Annotated in this window: 17 protein-coding genes and 4 pseudogenes; 12 read left to right on the forward strand and 9 right to left on the reverse strand. The window is 59.4% G+C overall.

The annotated features are described in order from the left end of the window. Positions 1–329: 329 nt before the first annotated feature. Positions 330–893, forward strand: a pseudogene (locus J6595_RS19455) (SDR family oxidoreductase); the annotation flags it as partial. Positions 894–1,183: 290 nt separating this feature from the next. On the opposite strand, the gene J6595_RS19460 reads toward J6595_RS19455, so the two are convergent. Both J6595_RS19460 and J6595_RS19465 read right to left on the reverse strand, forming a co-directional pair. Next, on the reverse strand, positions 1,184–1,603 hold the full coding sequence (locus J6595_RS19460) for a nuclear transport factor 2 family protein (protein ID WP_209596853.1): 420 nt from the start codon (positions 1,601–1,603) through the stop codon (positions 1,184–1,186). Positions 1,604–1,681: 78 nt separating this feature from the next. Further along, complete coding sequence (locus J6595_RS19465; RefSeq protein ID WP_209596855.1) at positions 1,682–2,431, reverse strand: SDR family NAD(P)-dependent oxidoreductase; 750 nt, start codon at positions 2,429–2,431, stop codon at positions 1,682–1,684. Positions 2,432–2,518: 87 nt separating this feature from the next. Between J6595_RS19465 and J6595_RS19470 the strand changes: the two genes are divergently transcribed. The 4 genes from J6595_RS19470 (at position 2,519) to J6595_RS19485 (ending at position 4,894) form a co-directional block, all read left to right on the forward strand. After that, positions 2,519–2,920 carry a winged helix-turn-helix transcriptional regulator gene (locus tag J6595_RS19470; protein ID WP_342453251.1) on the forward strand — a complete coding sequence of 134 codons (402 nt, stop codon included), beginning with the start codon at positions 2,519–2,521 and terminating at the stop codon, positions 2,918–2,920. A 248-nt stretch (positions 2,921–3,168) separates the two neighbouring features. Further along, positions 3,169–3,633 (forward strand): nuclear transport factor 2 family protein, encoded by a 465-nt coding sequence (locus J6595_RS19475; RefSeq protein WP_209596857.1) that lies wholly within the window; start codon positions 3,169–3,171, stop codon positions 3,631–3,633. Beyond that, positions 3,630–4,232: a TetR/AcrR family transcriptional regulator gene (locus tag J6595_RS19480; RefSeq protein WP_209596858.1), complete on the forward strand. Its 603-nt coding sequence runs from the start codon at positions 3,630–3,632 to the stop codon at positions 4,230–4,232. The genes J6595_RS19475 and J6595_RS19480 overlap by 4 nt, the downstream gene beginning before the upstream one ends. 83 nt (positions 4,233–4,315) lie before the next feature. Next, positions 4,316–4,894 (forward strand): SMI1/KNR4 family protein, encoded by a 579-nt coding sequence (locus J6595_RS19485; protein ID WP_209596860.1) that lies wholly within the window; start codon positions 4,316–4,318, stop codon positions 4,892–4,894. Between the two features lie 134 nt (positions 4,895–5,028). On the opposite strand, the gene J6595_RS19490 is transcribed toward J6595_RS19485, so the two are convergent. The 4 genes and pseudogenes from J6595_RS19490 to J6595_RS19510 form a co-directional block, all read right to left on the reverse strand. Beyond that, positions 5,029–7,161 carry a putative bifunctional diguanylate cyclase/phosphodiesterase gene (locus J6595_RS19490; RefSeq protein WP_209596862.1) on the reverse strand — a complete coding sequence of 711 codons (2,133 nt, stop codon included), beginning with the start codon at positions 7,159–7,161 and terminating at the stop codon, positions 5,029–5,031. A 211-nt stretch (positions 7,162–7,372) separates the two neighbouring features. Next, positions 7,373–8,128, reverse strand: a pseudogene (locus tag J6595_RS22645) (ABC transporter permease); the annotation flags it as partial. A gap of 15 nt (positions 8,129–8,143) precedes the next feature. Next, positions 8,144–8,913 (reverse strand): annotated as a pseudogene (locus J6595_RS22650) (transposase); the annotation flags it as partial. A 75-nt stretch (positions 8,914–8,988) separates the two neighbouring features. Further along, positions 8,989–9,696 carry an IclR family transcriptional regulator gene (locus J6595_RS19510; RefSeq protein WP_209596870.1) on the reverse strand — a complete coding sequence of 236 codons (708 nt, stop codon included), beginning with the start codon at positions 9,694–9,696 and terminating at the stop codon, positions 8,989–8,991. A gap of 147 nt (positions 9,697–9,843) precedes the next feature. Here J6595_RS19510 and J6595_RS19515 point away from each other — a divergent pair, with 147 nt between their 5' ends. Both J6595_RS19515 and J6595_RS19520 read left to right on the forward strand, forming a co-directional pair. Beyond that, positions 9,844–10,689 carry an antibiotic biosynthesis monooxygenase gene (locus J6595_RS19515; RefSeq protein WP_209596872.1) on the forward strand — a complete coding sequence of 282 codons (846 nt, stop codon included), beginning with the start codon at positions 9,844–9,846 and terminating at the stop codon, positions 10,687–10,689. A 32-nt stretch (positions 10,690–10,721) separates the two neighbouring features. Further along, positions 10,722–11,066: an EthD domain-containing protein gene (locus tag J6595_RS19520; protein ID WP_209596874.1), complete on the forward strand. Its 345-nt coding sequence runs from the start codon at positions 10,722–10,724 to the stop codon at positions 11,064–11,066. Between the two features lie 150 nt (positions 11,067–11,216). On the opposite strand, the gene J6595_RS19525 is transcribed toward J6595_RS19520, so the two are convergent. Continuing rightward, positions 11,217–12,719, reverse strand: a complete 1,503-nt coding sequence (locus J6595_RS19525) for an FAD-dependent oxidoreductase (RefSeq protein WP_209596876.1) — start codon at positions 12,717–12,719, stop codon at positions 11,217–11,219. A 44-nt stretch (positions 12,720–12,763) separates the two neighbouring features. Between J6595_RS19525 and J6595_RS19530 the strand changes: the two genes are divergently transcribed. The 3 genes and pseudogenes from J6595_RS19530 to J6595_RS19540 all read left to right on the forward strand — a co-directional run bounded on the left by J6595_RS19530 (position 12,764) and on the right by J6595_RS19540 (position 17,234). Then, positions 12,764–13,258: a MarR family winged helix-turn-helix transcriptional regulator gene (locus tag J6595_RS19530; protein WP_209596878.1), complete on the forward strand. Its 495-nt coding sequence runs from the start codon at positions 12,764–12,766 to the stop codon at positions 13,256–13,258. A 1,089-nt stretch (positions 13,259–14,347) separates the two neighbouring features. Continuing rightward, positions 14,348–15,483 (forward strand): annotated as a pseudogene (locus J6595_RS19535) (IS3 family transposase). Positions 15,484–15,560: 77 nt separating this feature from the next. Further along, entirely contained in the window at positions 15,561–17,234 is a 1,674-nt protein-coding gene (locus J6595_RS19540; protein WP_280891483.1) for a methyl-accepting chemotaxis protein, read from the forward strand. Between the two features lie 191 nt (positions 17,235–17,425). Here J6595_RS19540 and J6595_RS19545 read toward each other — a convergent pair whose 3' ends face one another. Next, on the reverse strand, positions 17,426–19,222 hold the full coding sequence (locus J6595_RS19545) for an alpha-amylase family glycosyl hydrolase (RefSeq protein WP_209596882.1): 1,797 nt from the start codon (positions 19,220–19,222) through the stop codon (positions 17,426–17,428). A gap of 288 nt (positions 19,223–19,510) precedes the next feature. Between J6595_RS19545 and J6595_RS19550 the strand changes: the two genes are divergently transcribed. Beyond that, positions 19,511–20,368 carry a transglutaminase-like domain-containing protein gene (locus tag J6595_RS19550; RefSeq protein WP_209596969.1) on the forward strand — a complete coding sequence of 286 codons (858 nt, stop codon included), beginning with the start codon at positions 19,511–19,513 and terminating at the stop codon, positions 20,366–20,368. 124 nt (positions 20,369–20,492) lie between these two features. On the opposite strand, the gene J6595_RS22990 is transcribed toward J6595_RS19550, so the two are convergent. Beyond that, positions 20,493–20,609: an integrase core domain-containing protein gene (locus tag J6595_RS22990; RefSeq protein ID WP_425342183.1), complete on the reverse strand. Its 117-nt coding sequence runs from the start codon at positions 20,607–20,609 to the stop codon at positions 20,493–20,495. A 204-nt stretch (positions 20,610–20,813) separates the two neighbouring features. Between J6595_RS22990 and J6595_RS19555 the strand changes: the two genes are divergently transcribed. Further along, positions 20,814–22,754, forward strand: a complete 1,941-nt coding sequence (locus J6595_RS19555; RefSeq protein ID WP_209596884.1) for a GAF domain-containing protein — start codon at positions 20,814–20,816, stop codon at positions 22,752–22,754. Positions 22,755–22,762 lie beyond the last annotated feature (8 nt).

The following is a 22,762-nucleotide window of genomic DNA, read 5'->3' on the forward strand; positions in this document are numbered from 1 at the left end:
TTATGGTTTGCGTCTCGTTAACGCTTTTGCAAGGCGTTACCCCACGTGGGGGCCCAACGAAGATGGCCGTTGGGCTAACGGTCTACAATTCCACAATTTGCTTAGAGTTGGCTGTTCGCAAGGTTGCATCGGGGCAGCGCGAGAGGCATGATCGTCGTTAATGCGCGATTCATGGCGCAGAAATGCAAAAGCCCGGTCTGAAAGACCGGGCCGCACATCCGGCAGAGCCGCCGGGGAAAGATCATCGTTGTGGTGACGTGATCTTCCCCAAAAGCTCCAGCCGAGTCAACGCAAAAACGCGTGTTTTTGCGAATGGCGAAGCGTTGTCCGAACTCGGCGGTGTCGACATTCTCGTCAACGTGCTTGGCGGATCCAACGCCCCGGGCGGCGGCCACCAGGCGCTTACCGATGCGATCTGGACGAGCGAGATCGACCACAACCTGATAAGCGCCGTGCGGCTCGACGGCGCCTTTCTGCCGGGCATGATCGAGCGTGGTTCGGGCGTCGTGACCCACGTGACCTCCATCCAGCGCGAATTGCCGCTGCCCGAGTCCACGATGGCCTATGCCGCCGCGAAAGCGGCGCTCTCGACCTACAGCAAGGCGCTGGCGAAGGAAGTGTCGCCCAAGGGCGTACGCGTCGTTCGGGTCTCGCCCGGCTGGATCGAGACGGAAGCCCCCGTGCGGCTGGCCGAACGGCTGGCCGCAGAGGCCGACACGGATTATGAAGGCGGCAAGCGCATCATCATGCGGGGGCTCGGCGGCATTCCGATCGGGCGCCCCGCCAGGCCGGAGGAGGTCGCCGACCTTGTCGCCTTCCTCGTATCACCGCGAGCCGCGTCAATCACCGGAACGGAATACGTGATCGACGGGGAAACCGTGCCAACCGCATAGGAACAACTGCAGGATGCCGTCACTGTCTCACATCAACTCCGGCAAGCGCGTTGGTAGCTTTGAAGCCGATGATCGATTGCTTTGAAAAGCGGATTTGAGCGACCCTGAATGACGGCGAGGGGTAGTTCGCGAACCGTCCGCTCTCTTCTTCCAGTGAGCCAAAGCGGACGTGAAGTCAGCTCAACTATCGCTCTCGTATCAGCGATTTGTCACCAGCACGCAGCACAAATCAGACTGTTGTTCCAGGGCCTCGGACAAGTATCTGCCAGCGAAGGCACAATGGAAAGCCTTCAGCCGATCCCGAGTTGCTGCGCCATAACGGACGCGGCATTGTAGCAGTGGAACGATGTGACCTTGCCGTTCTCCAGGTGGAAGACGTCGCAGCACGGCACATCGATCGCGCGCCCCGTGGGAGCCAGGACACCCGAGGGAAGGAACAGATCGCCCTTGTGCGTGCCCCGAATGGCCAGCTCGACGATCACGACGTCGCCCGCAATGTAGATCTGGAATAACTCGCGATGAATGTCCGGGAACGCACCTGCAAGCCCGCCGATAGCCTCGCCGATGGCTCGGCCCTTGAGCGTCGTACCGGTGGGAATATTGGTCATGTATCCGTCGTCCGAAAAGCTGGCGACGAACCGCTCCATGTCCAGCCCGTCGCCTTCGGCTAAGGCGTAGAGCTCGCGGATGATTGTCTCGTTGTCACGCATATCCAGAATCTTTCATGAGGTTGGGTAGAGCTCGCGATGCACCGTCTGGTGATTGCCGGCCTGCATAGGCTCGGAACGTCAGATCTGCGCTTGTCCGCCGTCGACGAAAAGCTCGCTGCCATTGACGAAGCTTGCATCGTCGGAGGCCAGAAACAGCGCCGCGGCCGCCGTCTCGTCGGGCGAACCCATCCGGCCGAGCGGGATCTGCGCCTCCATGCCTGCCACGAACGCCCGACCCGCTTCCTCGCTCGGCGACAGGCCATGCAAGCCCGGCGTCGACGTGGCGCCCGGCACGAGCACGTTGACGCGGATACGGCGCGGGGCGAGGTCCAGGCTCCAGTTGCGGGCGAAGCTGCGAACGGCCGCCTTGCTCGCACCGTAGACGCTGAAGGCCGGCGAGCCCGTGCTGGCGGCCGTGGAGCCGGTCAAGATCACCGACGCCCCGTCCACGAGAAGCGGCAGCGCCTTCTGCACCGTGAAGAGCGTACCCTTCACGTTCGTGGCGAGGGTGCGCTCGACATGCTCTTCGGTGATGTCGGCAAGGCTTGCGAACTCGCCGCCTCCGGCATTCGCGAAGAGGACGTCGATCCTGCCCGCCTCCCGAGCCACGGTGTCGTAGAGCCGGTCGAGATCTGCAAGGTTCGCGATGTCACCCTGCACGCCGCTCGCGCCGTGGCCGACCTCGGCCACCGCAGCGTCGAGCTCGCGCTGCCTTCGACCGGTCATGAACACGCGCGCGCCTTCCCGCGCGAAGCGTTTGGCGCTCGCCAGCCCGATTCCGCTGTTGGCGCCTGTGATGACCGTGATCTTGTTGTCGAGCCTGCCCATCGTCGTCTCCTGTTCGTGGCCTACGATATGGACGGGCGCTGACGAGACGACTAGTACGGACTAAAAGGTAAGTGCGAAGGCGGTGGCGTGAGCCAGAACGATACCGAATGCGGGCTGGACGTCGCGCTCGCGGTGATGGGCGGCAAGTGGAAGCCGCTGATCCTCTATCACCTGCGCTCTGGTCCAAAGCGCTTCGGCGAGCTTCGGCGCTTGGTGTCGGGCGTCAGCGAGAAGGTGCTGATTCAGCAGTTGCGCGAGTTCGTTGAGGCGGGCGTACTGGTGCGTCGTGACTATCGGGAGGTCCCACCCAAAGTCGACTATGCCGTGACACCCTTCGGGCAGACACTGGCGGAAGCGTTGCTACCGCTCTGCGCCTGGGGAAACGAGAACCGCGCCCAGGTCGAGATTCGCAAGCGGGATAGCCAAGAGAGGACGTCTGAAAGACCGGGTTCCAGTGGCAGCTTTCTGGCGACAAAGAACCAGACGTGACTGGCAGACATGGGTCGAAACCCGTCCGGCCGTTTTAAGCGCCGGCTTCGTCGGGGCCGAACTGCTCGCGTGGCCAATTGATCAGCACGGCGGTTCCCTGTCTTTGAACTTCGTCGAGATATCGCATCAAGCGGCGCCGCCATTGGAACTGAGTCGACGAGGATCCGTCGATTTGGGGGATTAACCCATTGACCGTATTCATACATGATTGTACCGATCGGTAAAACCTGTTTTGCAAAGGCGATCCGATGTCGAGACCACCGCTTCCTCCCTTCACCCAAGAGACCGCGATCGAGAAGGTTCGCCTCGCCGAAGACGGCTGGAACACCCGAGATGCGGCCAAGGTCGCGACGGCCTACACACTCGACACGCGCTGGCGGAACCGAGTCGAGTTCGTAACCAATCGGGAGGAGGCGCAGGCCTTCCTAACCCGCAAATGGAACAAGGAGCACGAGTACCGACTGATCAAGGAACTGTGGGCATTCACCGGCAACCGCATCGCCGTGCGTTATGGCTACGAATATCGCGACGACAACGGACAGTGGTTTCGAGCCTACGGGAACGAGAATTGGGAGTTCGTCGAGGACGGCTTGATGAAGAACCGGCACGCGAGCATCAACGAGATGCCCATCACGGAGGCAGAGCGGAAGTTTCGCTGGCCGCTCGGGCGCCGCCCGGACGACCATCCTTCATTGAGCGACCTCGGCCTTTGAGTAGCAAGCGCATCCTGACCGATCGCGGCAGCGCCGTCCCGGCATTGGCGGAGGCGTTTCGCGAACATGGCTTTGAGGGCGCGAGTCTGACTGTCCTGTCTAGGGCGACGGGGCTCGGCAAGGGCAGCCTCTACAACTTCTTCCCGGGCGGGAAGGAAGAGATGATGGAGGCGGTCCTGACCAATATCGACGCATGGTTCGAGGCTTCGATCTTCTCGCCGCTCGAGCAAGCGAGTGCCCCAGCATCGGCCGTCACGGCTATGATCGACGACGTGACGGCCTACTTCCGGTCGGGCAGCAGGGTGTGTCTTGTCGGCTGCATCGGCTTGAACGCTTCCGGTGCGGCGTTCGCCGAGCGGATCCGACGCTACTTCGCACGATGGATCGCCGCTCTGGCCGATTGTCTCAGAGCAGCGGGCGTAGCGGACACAACGGCTGTGCAACTTGCGGAAGACGCCGTCTCCGGCCTACAGGGGGCGATCGTTCTGGCAAGGGCATTGGGAGATGATGGTGCGTTCGTGCGCATTGCTCAACGCCAGCAGTCGATCCTGATCGGCGCGATGTCTGCTCCCAGGAACAGCCCGACGCCATCTCAATGATTGTTTAGGGTCGGTAAAAGACACTATACCTTATAAAGCACTTCCTGTCGTTTCGGCGCGCCCAATTGTTTCGAGGCAAAGATTTGGATCTGAAATCAATCAATCCGTACGTTTATGCGATGTGGGACGAATACAGGACTTTAGGTCCAGATTATTATCAGGAGACCTCGCCCAAGACGCTTGCGGAAATCGAGGCTGAGGCTGGGGCGAAGCTGCCGGAGGATTATAAGGAGTTCGCTCTGGAGTACTCCTGCTTCGACGCAATTCCGCGAGCGGGCACAGACCTGTTCTACTGCGCGTTTCCGAACCAAGCGATGATAATGTACACGTCGTGTCTCACGCCGCACGGTGCCAGCATTCTGCAATCCATGCGCTCTTTGCGTCGGCCCCACCCCGTCGAGCCGGACGTGACGCTTCGGCTTCCCGATGGGGTCGTTCCGTTCAATGCCGGTCGGGGACATTCGACGATTATGCTCGACCTTCGCCCCGCTACTCATGGGCAGGTGCTCTTTCTGGACGAGATCAAGGTCCAGAACTTCGGCACGCCGGGTTATGATTGGGACAATGTCGGTTGGGTTGCGAAAACCTATACGGACTTTCTGCGCGGGCTTGGAACCGAGGAGGAGCTGGTGGCACGATATCACGTGCCGGTAAAGTCCTGAGAGCGACTTGGCCAGGCGGCGGAACCGCATGCCAACGTCCGCTACAGGGACCTGATAATAGCAATACCAAAGACCGTGATGGGTCGGAAGCTGCCGCTTGCCAGCCTTAAACAGAATCGTCGAGTCCAATCGTTTCAAACGGCCATTTGACGGTGAAAAAGCGCGTTTGCAGCGCCTGAGGGCATTGGGCGACCAAACAGAAAGCCTTGACCGCTGGAGACCCCTTGTTGCTCGATGAGCATCACCTGTTCATGTCTTTCGATCCCTTCCGAGGTGATGGCCATGCCGAAGCTGCTGGCCAAGCGCATGATCGCCTCAATCAATTTCAGGCTCTCGCCGCTGGCGGGCAGCTTCTTGACGAAAGAGCGATCAATCTTGATCCGGTCGAACCGCAGTTCCTGTAAATGCCGCAGGCTCGAATAGCCGGTCCCAAAATCATCGAGCGCCAGGGTCATGCCTTTCATTCTGAAGATCGACAGGACCGACTTCGCCATCTCGTAATCATCGAGAATGCTGTCCTCCGTCAGTTCGATTTCGATCCGCGTAGGATCGATACCCACTTGTTCTACCGCTTCGATGACGGATTCTGCCAACGCCGCGTCTTGCAACTGTCGCGGCGAGATATTGATCGAAACCCGTATATCCTGCGGCCAGGTTCGCATGTCGACCGCCACTTGCCGGATCAGTTCCAGTGTAAGCGGCGTGATCAGATTCATATCCTCGGCGAGTTCGATGAATTCGCCAGGTTCGAGAACGCCCCGCTTGGGATGGTTCCAACGCGCCAAAACTTCCATCGCAACGATACGGCGATCGGGAAACTGGACGATCGGCTGATAGTACGGAACGATCTCGCCTTGCTTGAGCGCTGATCGCAGCTCCCGTCTTCGTTGGTTTTGCGCTTCGCCAGCGGTTTCCATCCCAGCTTCAAAAAAGCAGATATTGCCCGAGCCCTGCTTCTTCGCGCCATACATGGCAAGATCCGCCTGCTGGATGAGAGCGTCCGTGCTTGGAAAGCCGCCGCAGAATTTGGCCGCACCAATGCTCGCACCAACCTCCAGGCGAATGTCATTCCATTGGAGCGATTGGGTCAGCGAGAGTTGCACGGATGTGAGAAGCGCCTTGAGATCATTGACGACAGCGGTGGCAAGGATCGCTCCAAACTCGTCGCCGCCCAAACGCGCCACGGTTCCATGAGCGGAGAGGCAGCGAACGAGACGTTCGGCAACAGCTTTGAGCGTTGTGTCGCCCGCCAGATGACCATGAGTATCGTTGAGGGCTTTGAAGCCATCGAGGTCGATCAGGACAAGAGCAAAAGCAACGTCCGGCGACTGGCTGATCGCTTCGTGAAGCGCGTCGATGAAGACGCGCCGATTTGCGAGACCTGTCAGCGGATCGGTCGAGGCTTGTTGCATCAAGCTTTGCCGTTCAGCAGCCTTCTGCGCAAGCAGGCGCGAGAGGAGGAGCGCGACTGCCATCATCAGAAGGACAAGGCCGACAGCGGTTCCAATGCGCTGGGGAAGCTGGTGCTTCCAATTCTGCAAGATCGCGGCGCGTGAGAAAGCGACGGACGCCAGCAGCGGCAACGGCGCCAGATCCTTCTCGGTTCGGACCGCATCCGAACCTAAGTCGCGACCGTAGGATATAAGCGCTTTCCCGTCTGCGCGTCTGATTTTGATCTGAAGCCCTCGCCCGATGTCGAGAGCAGAATAGGCGGTATCGAAATAGGATTTGGGCACGACCGTCGCGACCACACCGACATACAAGCCGTCGTCTAGATCTAGCCGGCGCGCGATCGCCAAACCGCCGGACTCGCTCGACTGTGCAACGAGGCGACCTGAAGGTTCCGTACGGCTCGCCTCGCGAAAGAACGCTTCACGCATGACATTGCGCTGGCCGCTGTTATTCGCCAAAGAAGAGACTTGGATCCACCCGCCAGGCTCGACAAACAAGATCTCCTCTAGTCGTGGTGCAGCCTTCGCGATGGCAGCAATGTCGCGGCTAATCTGCTCGAGATCCCCGATCGTCCGCTCGCTCATTCTGACCGAACTCGTCAGCGATGTGATGACGGTGTTGGACAGCTGGAATGTCCCGATGATGTCTTGCGAGACGCTGTCGAGAACATTGACCACGCTGCGGTCTGCGCTCGCGAGCATAGCATTGCGTTCTTCAAGCGTGGAATAAACTGACCCCGAAACAATAATAGTGCCTAGGCATAATGCGACGATCCAGGGAACGCGGACGGACCACGGATGATTGCGGCTTCTCATGTCGGCCTCTCGTGCAATCCAGCCGTGGCGCCTTCACGCTCCTACCTGGTAAAAAATCTCGTATGCGCTGGCGAACCTTGCGATCCAGATAGCCCTTACCGTGACACGAGAATCTTCCGAATTTCTTGACATAACGGCAAAAGTATCAGGCCCTATTAAACTTCAATCCATCCATGAATTCCAAGTGTCCACGCTGTCTAAGGCGACATTGCTACCGCTCGGTGGTGTATGGGATTCCTGTGGCACGCGGAGGCGGTGATTTTCCTACGAACCCTGCCAAGAGGACAATAGTCAGGATGTATGGAAGTGCTCCGATCAGTTGCGGCGAGACTTGTCCGATGATTGGCAGCGGCATGGTCTGCAATCGAATAGACGACGCGTCGAGGAAGCCGAACAGGAGGCAAGTGAGAAGTGTTGGCCCGGGCTTCCAATTTGCGAAGATGAGCGCGCCCAGCCGTCATCTCTCGGGCAAAGCCGGAAGATCGTGTGATCGACAGATAGGTTCCTGCCAAGCCCGTCAGAACACCGCAGATGATCACCGCACGGTAGCGCAGCCACGTCACCGAGATGCCGGCAGTATCGACCGCCGCCGGATTTCCCCGACCGCCCGCAAGCGAAGGCCGAAGCGGCTGCGGTCGAGGATGCACCATATCCACTACACCGCGAGAAGGGCGATGTAGACGAGGAGGTTCTGCCCGGACAGCACCCTCGCATAAAGGGGACCGAGGATCGGTATGTCCCGCAACAAATCGGTTCCGGGCAACACGACAGGGAGGAACCGACTTTCCGCCGACAGAGCTGGCGTGCCGCCGCCCAACTCGAACCAAGCCGTCCCGAGGATGATCGTCAGTTCCGAAGCGATGAAGTTCAGCGCGACTGCTAGAACGATCTGGTTGCCGCGATGGGTGATCGACGCGAAGTCGGGTACGAGAGAGAAGGCGATTGCAACGAGAATGCCAGAGGCAAGTGCGTCATCGGATCAGATCCGTTCCAGCGCCCGTACGACGTCTTCGCCTCGATAGCTGAACCGGGGATCGATCACCGGGGAGAAGCGCGAGAAGGTGTTGACGACCGTCAGGATGCGGAGTTTGCGACCGGTGGCGAGCTGGTCGTGGACAAACTCCATGGCCTAGGTCTGGTTCACACAGGCTGCCACCGTGCGGTCGTCACGAAGCCGGGCCTTCACGCGCCACTTCGGGACCTTGTTGCGCACTTGAAGGTCCATCTCCTTGTAAAGTCTTTCGATTCACTTTGGGTTCACAGCCCATCCCTCCCGTCGCAGCAGCACGTGGACACGACGGTAGCCGTATCTTACGCGCGTCTCGGTGATCTCCTTGATCCGCTTCTTGAGGGCAGCCTGATCGTCGCGCCGAGCCTTGTAGGCGTAGAGGGAACGACCGACCTTCAGAGCGAAGCAGGCTCGTCTGGCGGACACCTTCCAGCTCTCCCGGACCTCGTTCACTAACTGGCGACGACGAGCAGGCCTCAGAGCTTTTTTGACAGCACATCCTGCAGCATCGCCCGGTCGAGGGACAGATCCGCGACCAGCCGCTTCAGCTTGGCGTTCTCTTCCTCGAGTTGGCGCAGTTTCTTCACCTCCGACGGCATCATGCCGCCGTAGCGCTTGCGCCAATTGTAGAAGGTCGCGTCCGAAATCCCGGCCTTCCGGCAAACCCGGGGCGGTTCAGTCCCCTCATCAGCCTGCTTCAAAACGAAGGCGATCTGCGCCTCGGTGAACTTCGACTTCTTCATGGAATTCTCCTCGTCCCAATCGGGATCATAATTGGAAAATTCCAGCTGAGAACGGTCCGAATTTCTGGAAGCACGTCAAATGGGAACACGATCATCCAAGATGTCACCCATGAGACCGGCAAGCATCTCGAGGCGGCCCAGCGGCAGGCGGAACGACGGGCCGGCAAGACCGAAGCCTGCGCGCACTTCGCCGGCTTCGGCGTAGGGAACGGCGACGCAGCTGAGGCCGGGAAGCCAGTTTTCCTGGTCGAGGGCATAGCCACGCTGCGCGATCGCCTCGATCTCCAATTCAAGGTTCAGACTGATGCGGTCGGCATGAGTCTCCAGCATGCGCTGCCTGATACGCGGTATATGGGCGAGAAAGAGAAGCCCAATCGCAGATCCTGCCATGGGCAGGCGCTCGCCGGACTGGCTGCCTGCCTTCAACGTCTCACGGCTTTCGATCGCGTCGAGAAAATAGACCTCGTCGCCGGACGGCACCGCAAGGAAGACCGTTTCTCCGCTCTCTTCCGCCATTGCCTCAAGAAGCGCTCGCAGGTCACGACGCAGACGATCGTCGTCGCCGGCAACACGGGCGAGATTCTGGATTCGGTCGCCGAGATGATAGCGCGTATCGCCCCCGCGCCTGCGGACATAGCCGAGGGACTGGAGCGTCTTCAGGATATTGTGCGCGGTCGTCGAGCGCAGCTCCGTTATGCCGGCGATCTCGTTCAGATGGGCCGCGCCGCCGGCATGGGCGATCGCTTCAAGGATGTGGATGGCACGCTCTACGGACTGGATCATATCCCATTATTATTCAATAATTTTGAATTTTGCAAACAAATGCGGGAATTATTTGCGTGATAATAAAAAAATCTGGAACGGACGACGACCGGCCCCGTTCTTCTCCCGACTGCTGCAGCGCAGCAAACCCGAAGTTAGGAGGCCGTCATGTCGGCTAACAAAAGTGCCCCCGAAACCCACTGCGTGATCGCACGTGCAACGCCCAGGACCGGCGAGTGCAGCCGTTTGGAGACGCTTGTCGAAGAGCTTGCCCGCAAGGTTCGCGCCGAGCCGGGAAACATCCGCTTCGAAGCCTTCGGCGAAGAGAGCGGCGCCGTGGTCATGATCGAGGAATATCGGGACAACGTCGCCTTTGAAGCTCATCTGAACGAGCCGCATACCCGGCAGTTCAACGCCGCACTGACTGAGATTGCAACGGCTGGGGAAGCCGCCGTGAGCGACCTCTCGCCGCTCGCCGTGGACCGCACCGCAGCGCCGGGCATTCGTGCCATCGACCATGCGGGCGTGACCGTGCCCGATATTGAAGAAGCGACGCGCTTCTTGGAATCTGCGTTCGGCGCGGTCATCGTCTACGACGTTCTACCAAAGGACGGCCCTGACCAGGCGGGCGAGGGACCGGAAGCCGAACTCGGCCTCACGTCGGGGACCCGCATCGTCCACATGCGGCTTCTGCGCATCGGCGACGGCGCCTCGCTCGAACTTTTCCAGATGGCGGACGGTGAACAGCGCGACGCGGTCCGGCTCCAGGACTTCGGCCTCACCCACATCGGCCTTTATGTCGACGACATCGACGAGGCCTCCGCGGCCATCAAGGCGGCAGGCGGCGAACTCCTGAAGGGGCCTCATCCGCTCGCAGGCGTCGAGGACCGGCCGGGCAATGCCGGCATCTATGGCCGCGCGCCCTGGGGCATGCTGATCGAACTCATCACCTATCCCGGCGGTATCGACTATCCGGCCGACGCGGCGGCGATCCGCTGGACACCGCGTCCGTAACCTCAGTCAACCGACATCCGAAGGAGACAGCCATGATCAAGATGACCATGTTCCTGAAACGCCACCCCGACATCAGCCGCGAGGAATTCGTGCGCCACCATATCGAAGATCACGGGCCGTTGTTTCGCTCGATCCCGGAAGCGGCAACCCACGTCAAGCGTTATATCCAGACCCATCCGGTCGAACCGCCCGAAAGCACCGTGCCCCAAGCCGACTATGACGGAACGGCCGAGATCTGGTTCGACGGACCGGATGGGATGAAGGCGGTTCTCAACTCAAAGACCTATACGTCCAAGGTTTTCCCTGACGAGAAGACCTTTCTCGACCACGAAAACACCTTGATCCTCGTTGGCGAGCAGACGGACATCATCGGCTGACACAGCGGGATCCCGCTGCGGTTAGGCAAACACTAGCCGGCGCGCCATTCTGCTTCATCTGGATGCCAGCCGAAGTGTTTGTCGCCTAAACGGGCGAGGCCGAACTGGGCAATGATGGCGAAGGTGCTGCGGTCCTCCAAAGACGTAGTCTCATGCCGTGTGACCCCGCTCGAGTCCGACACGCGCGAGATAGTCCTCAAGGCGGGCGGTCTCGTCCGCCGCAACGACCGCCCCGACATAGCCATCGGGGCGCACCAGCACCCGGTCGCCGGAAGTAAGGCCGTAGGCTCTGTGAAACTCGCCTTTATCGTCGACGAGGTCACCTGTTCGGCCAAAGGCGTGGATGCGAAGTCTCTGCCGTGCGCAAACGCCGGCTTCGCTTGCGGCAAGGAGCGTCCAGTGGGGCCCGGCGAACAGATCGAACAGGCGATGGGGTTGCCCTGCTGCTCCTCGTACATGGGCGTCGGGCGCACGATCTCCGGCGGTAGGAAGGCCGTTCCGCTCCGGTGCTTCCATCGCGAGCGAGCTTCCGGGATAGCCGATATCGAGTTGGTGAACATCGTCGCCGCGCCGCATCTCGCCCCGCTTCATTGCCTCCAGATGGCCGGTCGAAAGACCTAGCATAGCCTGCGCAACCGGGCGCCGTTCCTCTTCGAAGCTGTCGAGAAGTGCGACGGGCGCGCCGCGCGCGACGGCGCCCAACTTCCAGCCGAGATTGTAGGCGTCCTGCACGCTGGTATTGAGGCCTTGGCCGCCCGTCGGCGGGTGAGTGTGGGCGGCATCTCCGATTAGGAAAGCGTGGCCGATCCGATAACGGTCGGCGAGCCGTGCGTTCATGTGAAAGGCGGACGCCCAGGAGACGTCCTGGACGGTGAGGTCGTCGCGCCCGGTCCTTTCGGCCAACATGGCCGTCAGCCCCTCTGGTGACAGATCGACGTCGCCTTCCAGCGGGATCGGACCCTGAAGCTGAAAAAGATCGGTGCCTGCCAGAGGGCAAACAAAGATCTGCTTCTCTAAGTCCCCTTGGCCGAAGCGATGCCAGACCTTGCGCGACAAGCCGGTCAGGGTCACGTCCGCGACGATCGCGCGCACGCCGAGCGTCGCGCCGGGGAACCCGATTTGGAGGGCGGACCGCACGAAGCTTCGCCCGCCATCCGCGCCGACGAGCCAGCGAAGGCGGACGACCTCTTCGCCGTCTTGACCGGCGATGCGCGCGGTAACGCCTCGGCTATCTTGGGCAAAGCCTATCAATTCATGGCTGAATTCCGGCTGGTGGCCGAGTTCCATCAGCCGTTCGCGCATGACGCGCTCGGTCAGGAACTGGGGCACCATCAGAGACTGACGGAAGGGTTCGGCTGTGGTTGCCGGACGGACCTCCATCACGTCCTTGTCCGTGAAGCGGCCGTTCTTATGGTATTGCCGCTGTTTGGGGTAGGACCCTCCGGCCGCTCTGATCCGGTCGAGGATGCCCAGATCCTCGAACACTTCCAGCGTACGCGGCTGGATGCCCTTTCCGCGCGATCCGTGAAACGGTTCGGCACGCTTTTCGATCAGCCGAAATGTGATTCCTTGGCGGGCGAGGTCGATGGCGAGTGTCAGCCCGGCTGCGCCCGCACCGCAGATGAGCACGTCAAAGGTAGAGTTCGTATTCATGTGAACCTCAATTTGTGTATAATGCACATAATAGGAGGTCGTGTATGTCGTCAAGAAAAAAAGTGCATAATACACATATTGGAGCGTGGGTCCGCGACTTGCACGAGGTGCTCATCGATATCGTCAGCGTTGTTAACCAGCCGCAGCGCGACGAAGCCATGATGCAAGAGGCCGGCATCGCGCTCGACCGTGCGCTGTTTCCGCTGCTTGTCCTGATTGAGCGGCGCGGACCGATCGGCGTGGGTGACCTCGCCGACGCGGTCGGTCGCGATTACACGACCGTGAGCCGTCAAGTGGCGAAGCTGCAAAGTCTCAATCTCGTCGAACGACGCAAGGGCGAGAGCGACCGCCGGGTCCACAAGGCCGTGATCGCACCCAAAGGCAAGACAATGACCGATGCTGTCGATTCGGCGCGCGAGCGAACCGCCCTTGAGATCTTTCACTCCTGGGACGACCAGGATGTAAGTGAACTGATACGGCTGATGCGGAAATTTGCGGAAGCGATCAAGGAGAAACCTGGTTCGCCTTTCAGCTCGTGATGCAGGCATTAAGATCCGGCAGAGCCTAGGGCTGAGATCGCTCGCCGGTGATTATCGAGGTGTCGCGGTCATCTCGCATATCGATCGAGGCGCGGCCTAATCGCCCAACGGTCAACTACAACGACTGAATTGCCACGCAGTCTGGTGAAACCTCATTTGCCTATATCAAAGAAAATTAGGCGGCCTACGAGGTTGTGTTCATCGTCGCGATCAGCCCGTCGGCCACGAGTGTCCAGAACCCTTCGTCGCCGGACGACGTTTTACCCAAAAGCTCGTCATAGCAAGGTGCCGGCGGTGCCCCTAGACGAGCGTTAGCCGATGACGCCGACAATCCTCATTTTTGGGGACGAAGGACTGATCGACCACGATAGGGTGATGGGGCAACCGCCGCTCATCGGTTGTGAAGCATAGGCAAATCCGACGAGCGATGTGGGGCCGCTGTAATATTACCAGGGCGTCAAGTCCGCGGCAATGCCGCCCGCCCGGTCCAAGGTCTGACCGAAGGCGGCAGTCGCGACATTCCATCCATCGCGCACAGATCGTCCGCCGGGAAGCCAGCGTGACACTCCTATGGTGCTTTTGAGCCCGGCGACTGCGGACGCTGAAGACGAGTTCGCCGCGGCGATACGCCACCCATCCTCATTCCCTGGCGCAGAGGGCTCGTTTAGATTCGACTCGGCTTGTGAAACCAAAAGCGGGTCGCGCGATTCGCACGCCGTCCGACAATCGGTAAACAGGAGGACCCCCTCGGGGACCGTCAGGTTTTGGTGTTTCTGCGCGTGTCCTTTCGCCAAGCTCGTTTTGTCTTCGCTGCCGCGCGTTTCCGCCGCTTGTCCCGAACGCGCAAGTGTTGAGACAACCCGGTTGGCGATCGCCAGCCGCTGCGATTTCTCCTCATTGACAATCTGACGCGCGGTAGGTTCCACAGCGGCCATGCGCGATTGGTGGGGCGCCGTCGGTCCGGTCGGACCGAAGATGGACTTGTAAAGCCCGGCCCCTCCCCCCATCGCGTGTAGGGCAATCTGAGGTGGTCCCGGTTTCCCGGACAGTTGGATAAGCTTGGTTCGCCCGAGAGAGAGGACGAACCCGATGACGGGGAAACGGAAGCGGTATTCGGCGGACTTCAAGGCCAAGGTGGCGCTGGAGGCGATCCGAGGTGAGATGACGCTGGCACAACTTGCCGCCTAGCACGGCATCCACCAGACGATGATCAACGCCTGGAAGAAGCAGGCGATGGAAGGCATGTCAGGAGTGTTCTCGGGAAAGGCCGAGGCGGCTCAGGCTGATCGGGAGGCGGAGGTGGAGCGGCTTCACGCCAAGATTGGCCAACTGGTCGTGGAACGCGATTTTTTAGCGAAGGCCTCCGGTCGATGAGCGTGGCACGGAGGCGGGAGATGATCGAGCCGAAGCATGCGGGCGTGACGATCCTGCGCCAATGTCAGCTCGTCGGGATCAGCCGGTCGGCCTATTACGGCCCGACCAAGGGCGAGAATGTGCTGAACCTCAGCCTGATGCGGCTGATCGACGAGCAGTTTCTGGAAACGCCGTGGTACGGCTCGCGGCAGATGGTCCGTCACCTGCGCCGCCAAGGATACACGGTCGGACGCAAGCGGGTACGGCGGCTGATGGCCAGTATGTGTCTGGCGGCGATCTACCAGCGCCCGAGGACGACGATCCCGCACCCGGAACACAAGATCTGGCCCTATCTTCTGCGGGATACGATGATTGACCAGCCCGACCAGGTCTGGTGTGCCGATATCACCTACATTCCGATGCGGCGCGGCTTTCTCTATCTGGTGGCCATCATGGACTGGTGGAGCCGACGCGTCCTTTCCTGGCGCCTGTCGAACACGATGGACGTCGACTTCTGCATCGAGGCCTTGGAGGACGCGATGGCGAAGTTCGGCAAGCCGGCGATCTTCAACACAGATCAGGGCAGCCAGTTCACCAGCCCGCGCTTCACCGCGGTCTTGACCGGCGCGGGCGTGAAGGTCTCCATGGACGGGCGCGGCCGCTGGATGGACAATGTCTTCATCGAGCGGCTGTGGCGCTCGCTCAAATACGAGTGCATCTATCTCCATGCCTTCGAGACCGGTTCCGAGACGCGCGCCGGGATCTCGAAGTGGATGACCTACTACAACGTCGAACGTCCTCACTCGACCCATGGCGGCAAGACGCCAGCAGAGGTCCATGAGGGCACCGGAATCATTAAACTGGCGGCATGACGAACATCTGAACCAAGCTTAACTCAGCCGCCAGCCTGTCCGGGAAACCGGGACCACCTCATTTCTCCCAGGCGGCTTTGGTCCTGTCTGCAATTGAGAAATCGATGGCGCGCATCGAATTTGACCGAGATGGAAAAATTCTCGGGGCCAATGAGAATTTCTGCGACCTCATGGGTTATTCCTTAGTTGAAATTGTCGGGAAGCACCATTCGATCTTCGTTGAGCGTGGCCACGCACAGTCCCGCGAGTACCAGGCGCACTGGGAAACCCTGCGCGGCGGCAAATTTATCTGCACCGAGTTCAAGCGTATCTCTAAGACCGGCACCGAGATATATGTTCGAGGATCCTACAATCCGATCGTCGACTACAAGGGAAAAGTGATAAAAATTGTTAAATTCGCGAACGATATCACCAGAACGATACTTGCTTCTCTAGATAGTGAGGCCAAGCTGCAAGCGATCGAGCGCGCTCAGGCTTCAATCGAATTCAGCGTCGATGGCCAGATCCTTGCCGCCAACCGCAACTTTCTTGATGCTGTCGGCTATGAATGGGACGAGATAGCGGGCAAGCATCATTCGATGTTCGTCGAAGAGAGCTACCGGAGTTCGCGAGACTATGCGGCCTTCTGGGAGAAGCTCAACAGGGGCGCTTTCATCGCGGACGAATTCTGCCGGATCGACAAAGGCGGCCGGAAAGTCTACATCCAGGCATTCTACAACCCTGTGATCGATCATGGCGGCAAAGTGCTGAAGATCGTGAAATACGCCACCGACGTTACCGAACGGGTGCGCGCGGTCAGCGAAGTTGCTCAAGGCATTCGCCAACTTTCGGAGGGTGACCTCGTCCAGCGCCTCGACCGGCCATTCATTCCGGCACTCGAACCGCTGCGCGTCGACTTCAATACCTCAATGGACAAGCTGCAGAGCGCGATGCGGTCCGTCGGGGAGAACGCCAACGCGATCTCATACGGTTCGGATCAGATCATGACGTCGGCAAACGACCTCGCCCGACGCACGGAGCAGCAGGCTGCAGCCCTTGAGGAAACATCCAGTGCGCTATCGGAGATGACTGAGGCAGTGAAGCAGTCGAGCGCGCGTGCCGATGAAGCCGGACAGCTCGTCGCCCATACCAAGCTGGGCGCGGAACGATCTGGCCAGGTGGTGCGCCGCACGATTGATGCGATGGGTGAAATCGAAAAGTCCTCGGATGCGATCAGCAAGATCGTCGCCGTCATCGATGAAATCGCCTTCCAGACAAATCTTCTGGCGCTCAATGCCGGTGTCGAGGCCGCCCGAGCCGGCGAAGCCGGGAAAGGCTTCGCGGTCGTGGCGCAGGAGGTGCGGGCTCTTTCCCAACGTTCCGCAGACGCAGCAAAGGAAATCAAGGAGTTGATCGCTCGATCGAATAGCCACGTCGGTTCCGGTGTCAGTCTCGTCAACGAGGCCGGGAGAGCGCTGCAAGCCATGGTCGGCGAAGTCATGGAAATCCATGAGCACGTCCAGGCGATCGTTCAAAACGCCCGGACACAATCCGTCGGCCTCAGCGAGATCAACATAGCCATCGGGACGTTGAATAACGCCACGCAGCAGAACGTCGCTATGGGCGAGGAATCAACTGCTGCTAGCACGGACCTAGCGCATGAAGCTGCAACATTGTCATCGCTGCTCAAGACGTTCCATACGGAAGGAACCGTCCGCTCGTCAACCTCGGAAAGTCGCGACATGCGTAGAAGACTTAGAGTGGTTGGCTGAAGCTATACGTCATGCCTGTTTCTAGAACATTCGGCGCAAGATCGAGCGTCGACAACAACAGCTGCGAGGTTTTCGCCAACTAAGCAGCGCGTCGCATTTTCGGACGCAGCGATGAACATTTGCAGCGGAGGAAATGACCATTGGCCTTACTCCGGGCCGCAAGACCGATATGAAGATCGTCAGAATCGTAGTTATGGGTCTTGAGAAAGAATCAGGACCGAATACGAGCCGATAGTGATTTCGGCTGAGCAATCAAAACCGTCGGACTCATGCGATACTGCCTCGACATCATAACTGTCAGCACCGGCGAAACTCTCGCTATAGCCCGACCAATCGCTGTTGAGTCGAACGCGCCACCGGCCCTCGCGCGGAAAACCAAAGCGATAATTTTCAATGGGCTGGTGAGAGAAGTTCGCGAAAACGACGACATCGTCGCCAGGACCGCCATTGGCAAATCGATGATATCCGACGACTTTCCGCTCTTCATCAATGCGGAATACGTTGATTTCAGGTCCGGCGAGACCGGCGGTGGTGCCGTCACCGTTGCGCCTAAGCTTGATCAGGTCGCGGTAAAGTCGGACGATCCCGCGAAACTCAACACTGTGATCCCAATCTAAAGGGACGGTGTCCCTGAACCATTCCCCTTCGAGAAACTCCTGGCCTTGGAATAGCATGGGAACACCGGGTGCGGTGAACACGAGGGCAGCGCCCAACGTCGACTTCTTCTGCGCCGCCCAATGGGACGGATCGCCAGGAGCTATTTCGTGGACGATCCGTGCCTTGCCGTTCGCGACTTCGTCGTGGCTTTCCGTATAGACAACGCGTTGAAACGGATCGCCGTTGTAGTGGCCGTTGAGAGCGTGCGCGACAGTCGCCATGTGACGATCGCGATCGTCCGCCGCAAGCAAGACCTCGCGAACCGGATGGACGAATTGCGCATCCCATTGAGCACTGAAGCCGGCGCCGCCGTCATGGGGCAAGCCCGTAATCGCCGCAACGCTTCTCAGATCTTCGGCGATCGTAATGCGACCAGGCAATCGGTCACGAATCTCGCCGTTGATGGCCTGCATCAGGCTCCAGCCTTCTGCCAGAATATCATTCGGATCGCCCTCGTTTCCTTCGACGTTGCGAATGTAAAGGGTCATGTCGAACCGCAGACCATCCAGCTTGTATTGCTCTAACCAATACAAAGCGTTGTCGCGAATGAATTGCCGGACTTCGCTTCGGCCATAGTCGGGGCGAGTATCGCCCCAAGGTGTTTTACTGCGCCAATCGTTGTAAAAGTAGATGCCGCCTTTCTCGTCTTCACTCCAACCGTCGAATTGCCAAAGGTCGAGATCGCTCGGACCGAAGTGATTGTAGACGACGTCGAAAATGACTGCGAGGCCCTGCGCATGAGCCGCTTTAACGAGCGCTCTCAATCCATCAGGGCCGCCATAAGCAGTCTCGACAGCAAAGATATGCGACGGATTATAGCCCCAGGACAAATCGCCCGCGAACTCCATGGCGGGCATGATCTGAATAGCATTCACCCCTAATCGCTTCAGATGATCGAGTCTCTCTATCGCATCTTCGAATGTGCCTGGGCGATCCATATCACTTCGATGAAACGTTCCGATGTGCATCTCGTAGATGATCAGCTCGTTCTGCGGAGGCGCTATAAAGTCGTCATCGTCTGGTGCGTTTGACGCAATGATGATTCCGTTGCCGATCGAGCTCGTCACCGCTCTCGCATAAGGGTCGATTTTCGACAGCCTCTCTTTGCCACGATGCAAAAGGAAGCGGTACTCATCGGCTGGCTTGGCATTTCCGACGTCAGCATACCAGTACCCATTCTCTTCCGAGACCATGGGTGCTTCGTCTTCTGCCCAGTCGTTGAATGAGCCTGATACGAAAACCTTATCGGCGTTCGGAGCCCAAACCCGAAATGCAACGCCATCGTCGTGGACAATGGCACCCATTCCTGCACGTGCATCTTCTGTCGACATTGCGCTTTCCTTCGCCGCAACTTTTCAATATCGGCGGCAGCGAGCATCAACATGGTTTTGGCATTGAAGTTCCGATGGTCGGCGGCGTTTGGTCAGCAATCGAATAAAATCATCGACGCCGATCAATTGCCGAACGCGATCCTGCTAGCGATCGGACCGGAAAACCGCAGATATTGCTGGATGAGTGGAACCTAGTTCACTTGGAATGATTTTCGCGCGGTCTGTTTATAAACTCATCGCTGCAGACCCCGTTTTTCACGCGCTTGCTGTTTGGGGACCTTCATGGCCATCCGCTACCGCTTCGGTTGTCACCTCTCGTATGAGGTGAAGAGCCCCACGCTGTTCGTTTTCAACATTGAAGCCGCGCGTTTGCCAAGGCATCAGAACTTGGCGGAGGAGCTGGTGATCAGTCCGGATTACGACCGACGCGTTCACGTCGTACCCGGTAGCGAAACTCGATATTTTGCTGTCAACGCCAAGCCTGGTCCGTTCACCTTACGCTATCAGGCTAAGGTCGACCTCGATGCGTTGCATAAAGATCCAGCTGAGATCGCCGAGACGCCTGTCCCCGAAATACCGCTTGAGGTTCTGCCCTACCTTCTCCCGTCGCGCTTCGTGTCATCTGACAGGCTCGCTTCCTTCGCCCTCAGGGAGTTTGGCCGTTTGGACCGCGGCTTCGAGCGGGTAACTGCCATCTGCAACTGGATCTACGACAATATCGACTATAAACGCGGGACGTCAGATGGCGAGACGACGGCGGACGAGAGTTTGTTGCTTCGAGCCGGAGTTTGTCGCGATTTCTCGCACATCGCGATAGCCTTCTGCAGAGCACTCGGAATTCCGGCTCGTTATGTCAGCGCCTACGCTTTTGGCCTCGCGCCCCCTGATTTCCATGCGGTCTTCGAAGCGTATCTCGATGGACGCTGGTGGCTGTTCGATGCAACTCGTCAAGCTGCACTTGACGGTCTCGTGCGAATTGGAGCCGGACGCGACGCAGCCGAGATCGCGTTTGCTTCGCCTTTCGGCGAGATCGAAGCAGGGCCCGTCGAAGTTTTTATTGAGCGGATTGATGCACCCGGAGAAAACGCAGTGCGGACAGCGGACGCAATTTCTACTGACGACTCTGCGCCTTTGCCTGGTCAGTAGGCCTATCCATCTGCCGCCGATCCTGCATCCAGCGGCGATTACATCCTTCTCCCTTTGAAGTGCTACCCGACTGTGGAGCGCCCGGCTGGAGAATTCCCAGGGTGGCTCAGGCCGGCGCGCCGTTTCATGTGCAGTGCATCAGCTCGATCGGCGTCTCAAGGCCAATCGCGCTCTCCGGCCAGATCTCATTGTAGGCTCTACGCCAAGCCTTCGTCTTGGCGCGGGCGTCGTCAAGGCTCATGAGTCAGTGCGCGGTCAAGCATTGGCTTGGAATCTACCGGTGACGAACTCGGATGTTGGCGTTATTTGTCCTCTTGCCGGCGCGGGAGAAATCGAGAATGACGTCCTACGCGCGACGCGATGCCCGAAAGGCGCTAGGGCTTCTAGAGGCGCCCGGCAAGCGGCCGAATACCGTCTCTTTTCCCGACCGACACGAGTGGCGGACATGCAGGCAAGTCAGTTTCGATCAAGTCGCGTTGAAGCTCTTCGGAGCAGCGGTCTTCTCGACCGCTCGCAACAGGAGGAATTCGGACAACTGACTGATCTTGTGCGCGATATTCTCGGCGTTCCGGTCGCGATCGTCACGCTCGTCGACGAGCAGCGGCAGGTCTTCGCCGGTCACAGCGGATTGCCATCGCCCTGGGACGAGCGTGGCGAGACGCCGATGACGCACTCGTTCTGTCAGCACGTCGTCGACCTCAACCGTCCTCTAGTGATCAGCGATGCACGGATTGATCCCAAGCTTCGAGATAATATGGCGATTGCCGACATTGGCGTCGTCGCCTATCTCGGCATTCCCCTCTCTCTTCCAGACGGCCAGGTGGTCGGTGCGCTCGCCGCCATCGACAGCCAGTCACGAGAGTGGACTGAGACCGACATGCGCCGCCTGCGCTCCATCTCGCAAACGGTCGAGCGCGAGATGTCGGTTCGCGTTTCGGAGAGCCGCTGGCGTTCCCTGTTCGAAACGATGCAGGAGGGTTTCATCCTCGGTCATGTCGTCCGCGACGAGAGCGGGGAGATCGTCGACTGGCGCTACGAGATCGTCAACGACGCCTGGTACGACCTGGTCGGCATGCCGAAGGGCACGGCTGTCGGGCGTACGGTTCGAGAGGTCTTTCCGGGTATCGAAGACGAGTGGGTCGACGAGATTGCCCGGGTCGTGAGGTCGAACAAAGCCATCCGCTTTACCCGGCAGGCGGGCATCCTGGAGCGCTGGTACGATGGCGCCGTCCAGCCGATCGGCAGCGACCGCTTTACGGTAATCTTTCTTGAAGTCACCGACCGGATCGCGCAGGAGAAAAGGCAGACTGCGCTTTTGCGCCTTGGCGACGCGCTTCGCAATCGCTCAACCGTCGAAGGCATCGTCCTTGCGGCGACGCTCTGTATTTCGGAGGGTCTTGCCGCCGAGCGTATTGGGTTCGGCACTGTTGATGACCGCACTGAGACCATCGACGTGCACGCGGATCGTTGCGCGCCGGGCATCGCTAGTGTCGCCGGTCATCATGCCTTCCGGTCTTTTGGGTCTTACATCGAGGACTTGAAGCGCGGCGAGACGGTGGCGATTTCAGACGTCGCCGACGATGACCGGACCTCAGCTTCAGCCGCCGTCTTCGCCTCGATCCAGATCCGTTCTCTCTTGAACCTGCCCATCATCGAGAACGGTCGCTTGGTGTTGATTGTCTTCGCGCATGTTTCGACATCGCACACATGGAGCGAGGACGAACTAAACTTCGTTCAGCAGATCGGCGATCGTGTCCAATCAGCAATGGGCCGGGTGCGGGCCGAAGAAAGCCAGCGGCTCCTCAACCAAGAACTGGCGCACCGCATGAAGAATTCACTCGCCATGGTGCAGGCGATCGCGACGCAGACGCTTCGTCAAGCACGCACTATGGAAGAGGGTCGGGAAGCCATCGGAAGCCGGCTGTCCGCATTGGCGAATGCGCAAGATATCCTGACACGGGCGAACTACACCGGCGCGACGATATTAGAGATCGTTGATGCCGCGCTGGCGCCTCACCAAACGGACGACGCCCGGATCGAAGCGGAAGGACCGCATATTGATCTGACCGCGCAGCAGGCGCTCGGCATCAGCCTTGCGATCCACGAACTCGCAACGAACGCGGCAAAGTATGGCGCGCTCTCGAACGAGACGGGCCGCGTCACAATATCATGGGAACAACCGGGCGGCATCTTTCGATTTCGATGGATCGAGTCCAATGGACCAAACGTTACGCTACCAGAACGCCGTGGGTTCGGCTCGAGACTGATCGAAAAGATCGTCGCCTCTTACTTCGACGGTAAGGCGCAGCTTGACTTCGATCCTGCTGGCATTCGCTTCACGCTGACGGGTTCCGCCCATCAGATCGATCAAACGTCAAAAGCTTGAACCGATCC

It is taken from the genome of Jiella mangrovi (assembly GCF_017815135.1).
Taxonomy (GTDB): Bacteria; Pseudomonadota; Alphaproteobacteria; order Rhizobiales; family Rhizobiaceae; genus Jiella; species Jiella mangrovi.

Bases quoted from the DNA above. Each gene is read 5' to 3' on its own strand.
- J6595_RS19460 (WP_209596853.1), bottom strand. From the start codon at position 1,603: ATGCGTGACAACGAGACAATCATCCGCGAGCTCTACGCCTTAGCCGAA.
- J6595_RS19465 (WP_209596855.1), bottom strand. From the start codon at position 2,431: ATGGGCAGGCTCGACAACAAGATCACGGTCATCACAGGCGCCAACAGC.
- J6595_RS19475 (WP_209596857.1), top strand. From the start codon at position 3,169: ATGTCGAGACCACCGCTTCCTCCCTTCACCCAAGAGACCGCGATCGAG.
- J6595_RS19490 (WP_209596862.1), bottom strand. From the start codon at position 7,161: ATGAGAAGCCGCAATCATCCGTGGTCCGTCCGCGTTCCCTGGATCGTC.
- J6595_RS19510 (WP_209596870.1), bottom strand. From the start codon at position 9,696: ATGATCCAGTCCGTAGAGCGTGCCATCCACATCCTTGAAGCGATCGCC.
- J6595_RS19515 (WP_209596872.1), top strand. From the start codon at position 9,844: ATGTCGGCTAACAAAAGTGCCCCCGAAACCCACTGCGTGATCGCACGT.
- J6595_RS19520 (WP_209596874.1), top strand. From the start codon at position 10,722: ATGATCAAGATGACCATGTTCCTGAAACGCCACCCCGACATCAGCCGC.
- J6595_RS19525 (WP_209596876.1), bottom strand. From the start codon at position 12,719: ATGAATACGAACTCTACCTTTGACGTGCTCATCTGCGGTGCGGGCGCA.
- J6595_RS19530 (WP_209596878.1), top strand. From the start codon at position 12,764: ATGTCGTCAAGAAAAAAAGTGCATAATACACATATTGGAGCGTGGGTC.
- J6595_RS19545 (WP_209596882.1), bottom strand. From the start codon at position 19,222: ATGTCGACAGAAGATGCACGTGCAGGAATGGGTGCCATTGTCCACGAC.
- J6595_RS22990 (WP_425342183.1), bottom strand. From the start codon at position 20,609: ATGAGCCTTGACGACGCCCGCGCCAAGACGAAGGCTTGGCGTAGAGCC.
- J6595_RS19555 (WP_209596884.1), top strand. From the start codon at position 20,814: ATGCAGGCAAGTCAGTTTCGATCAAGTCGCGTTGAAGCTCTTCGGAGC.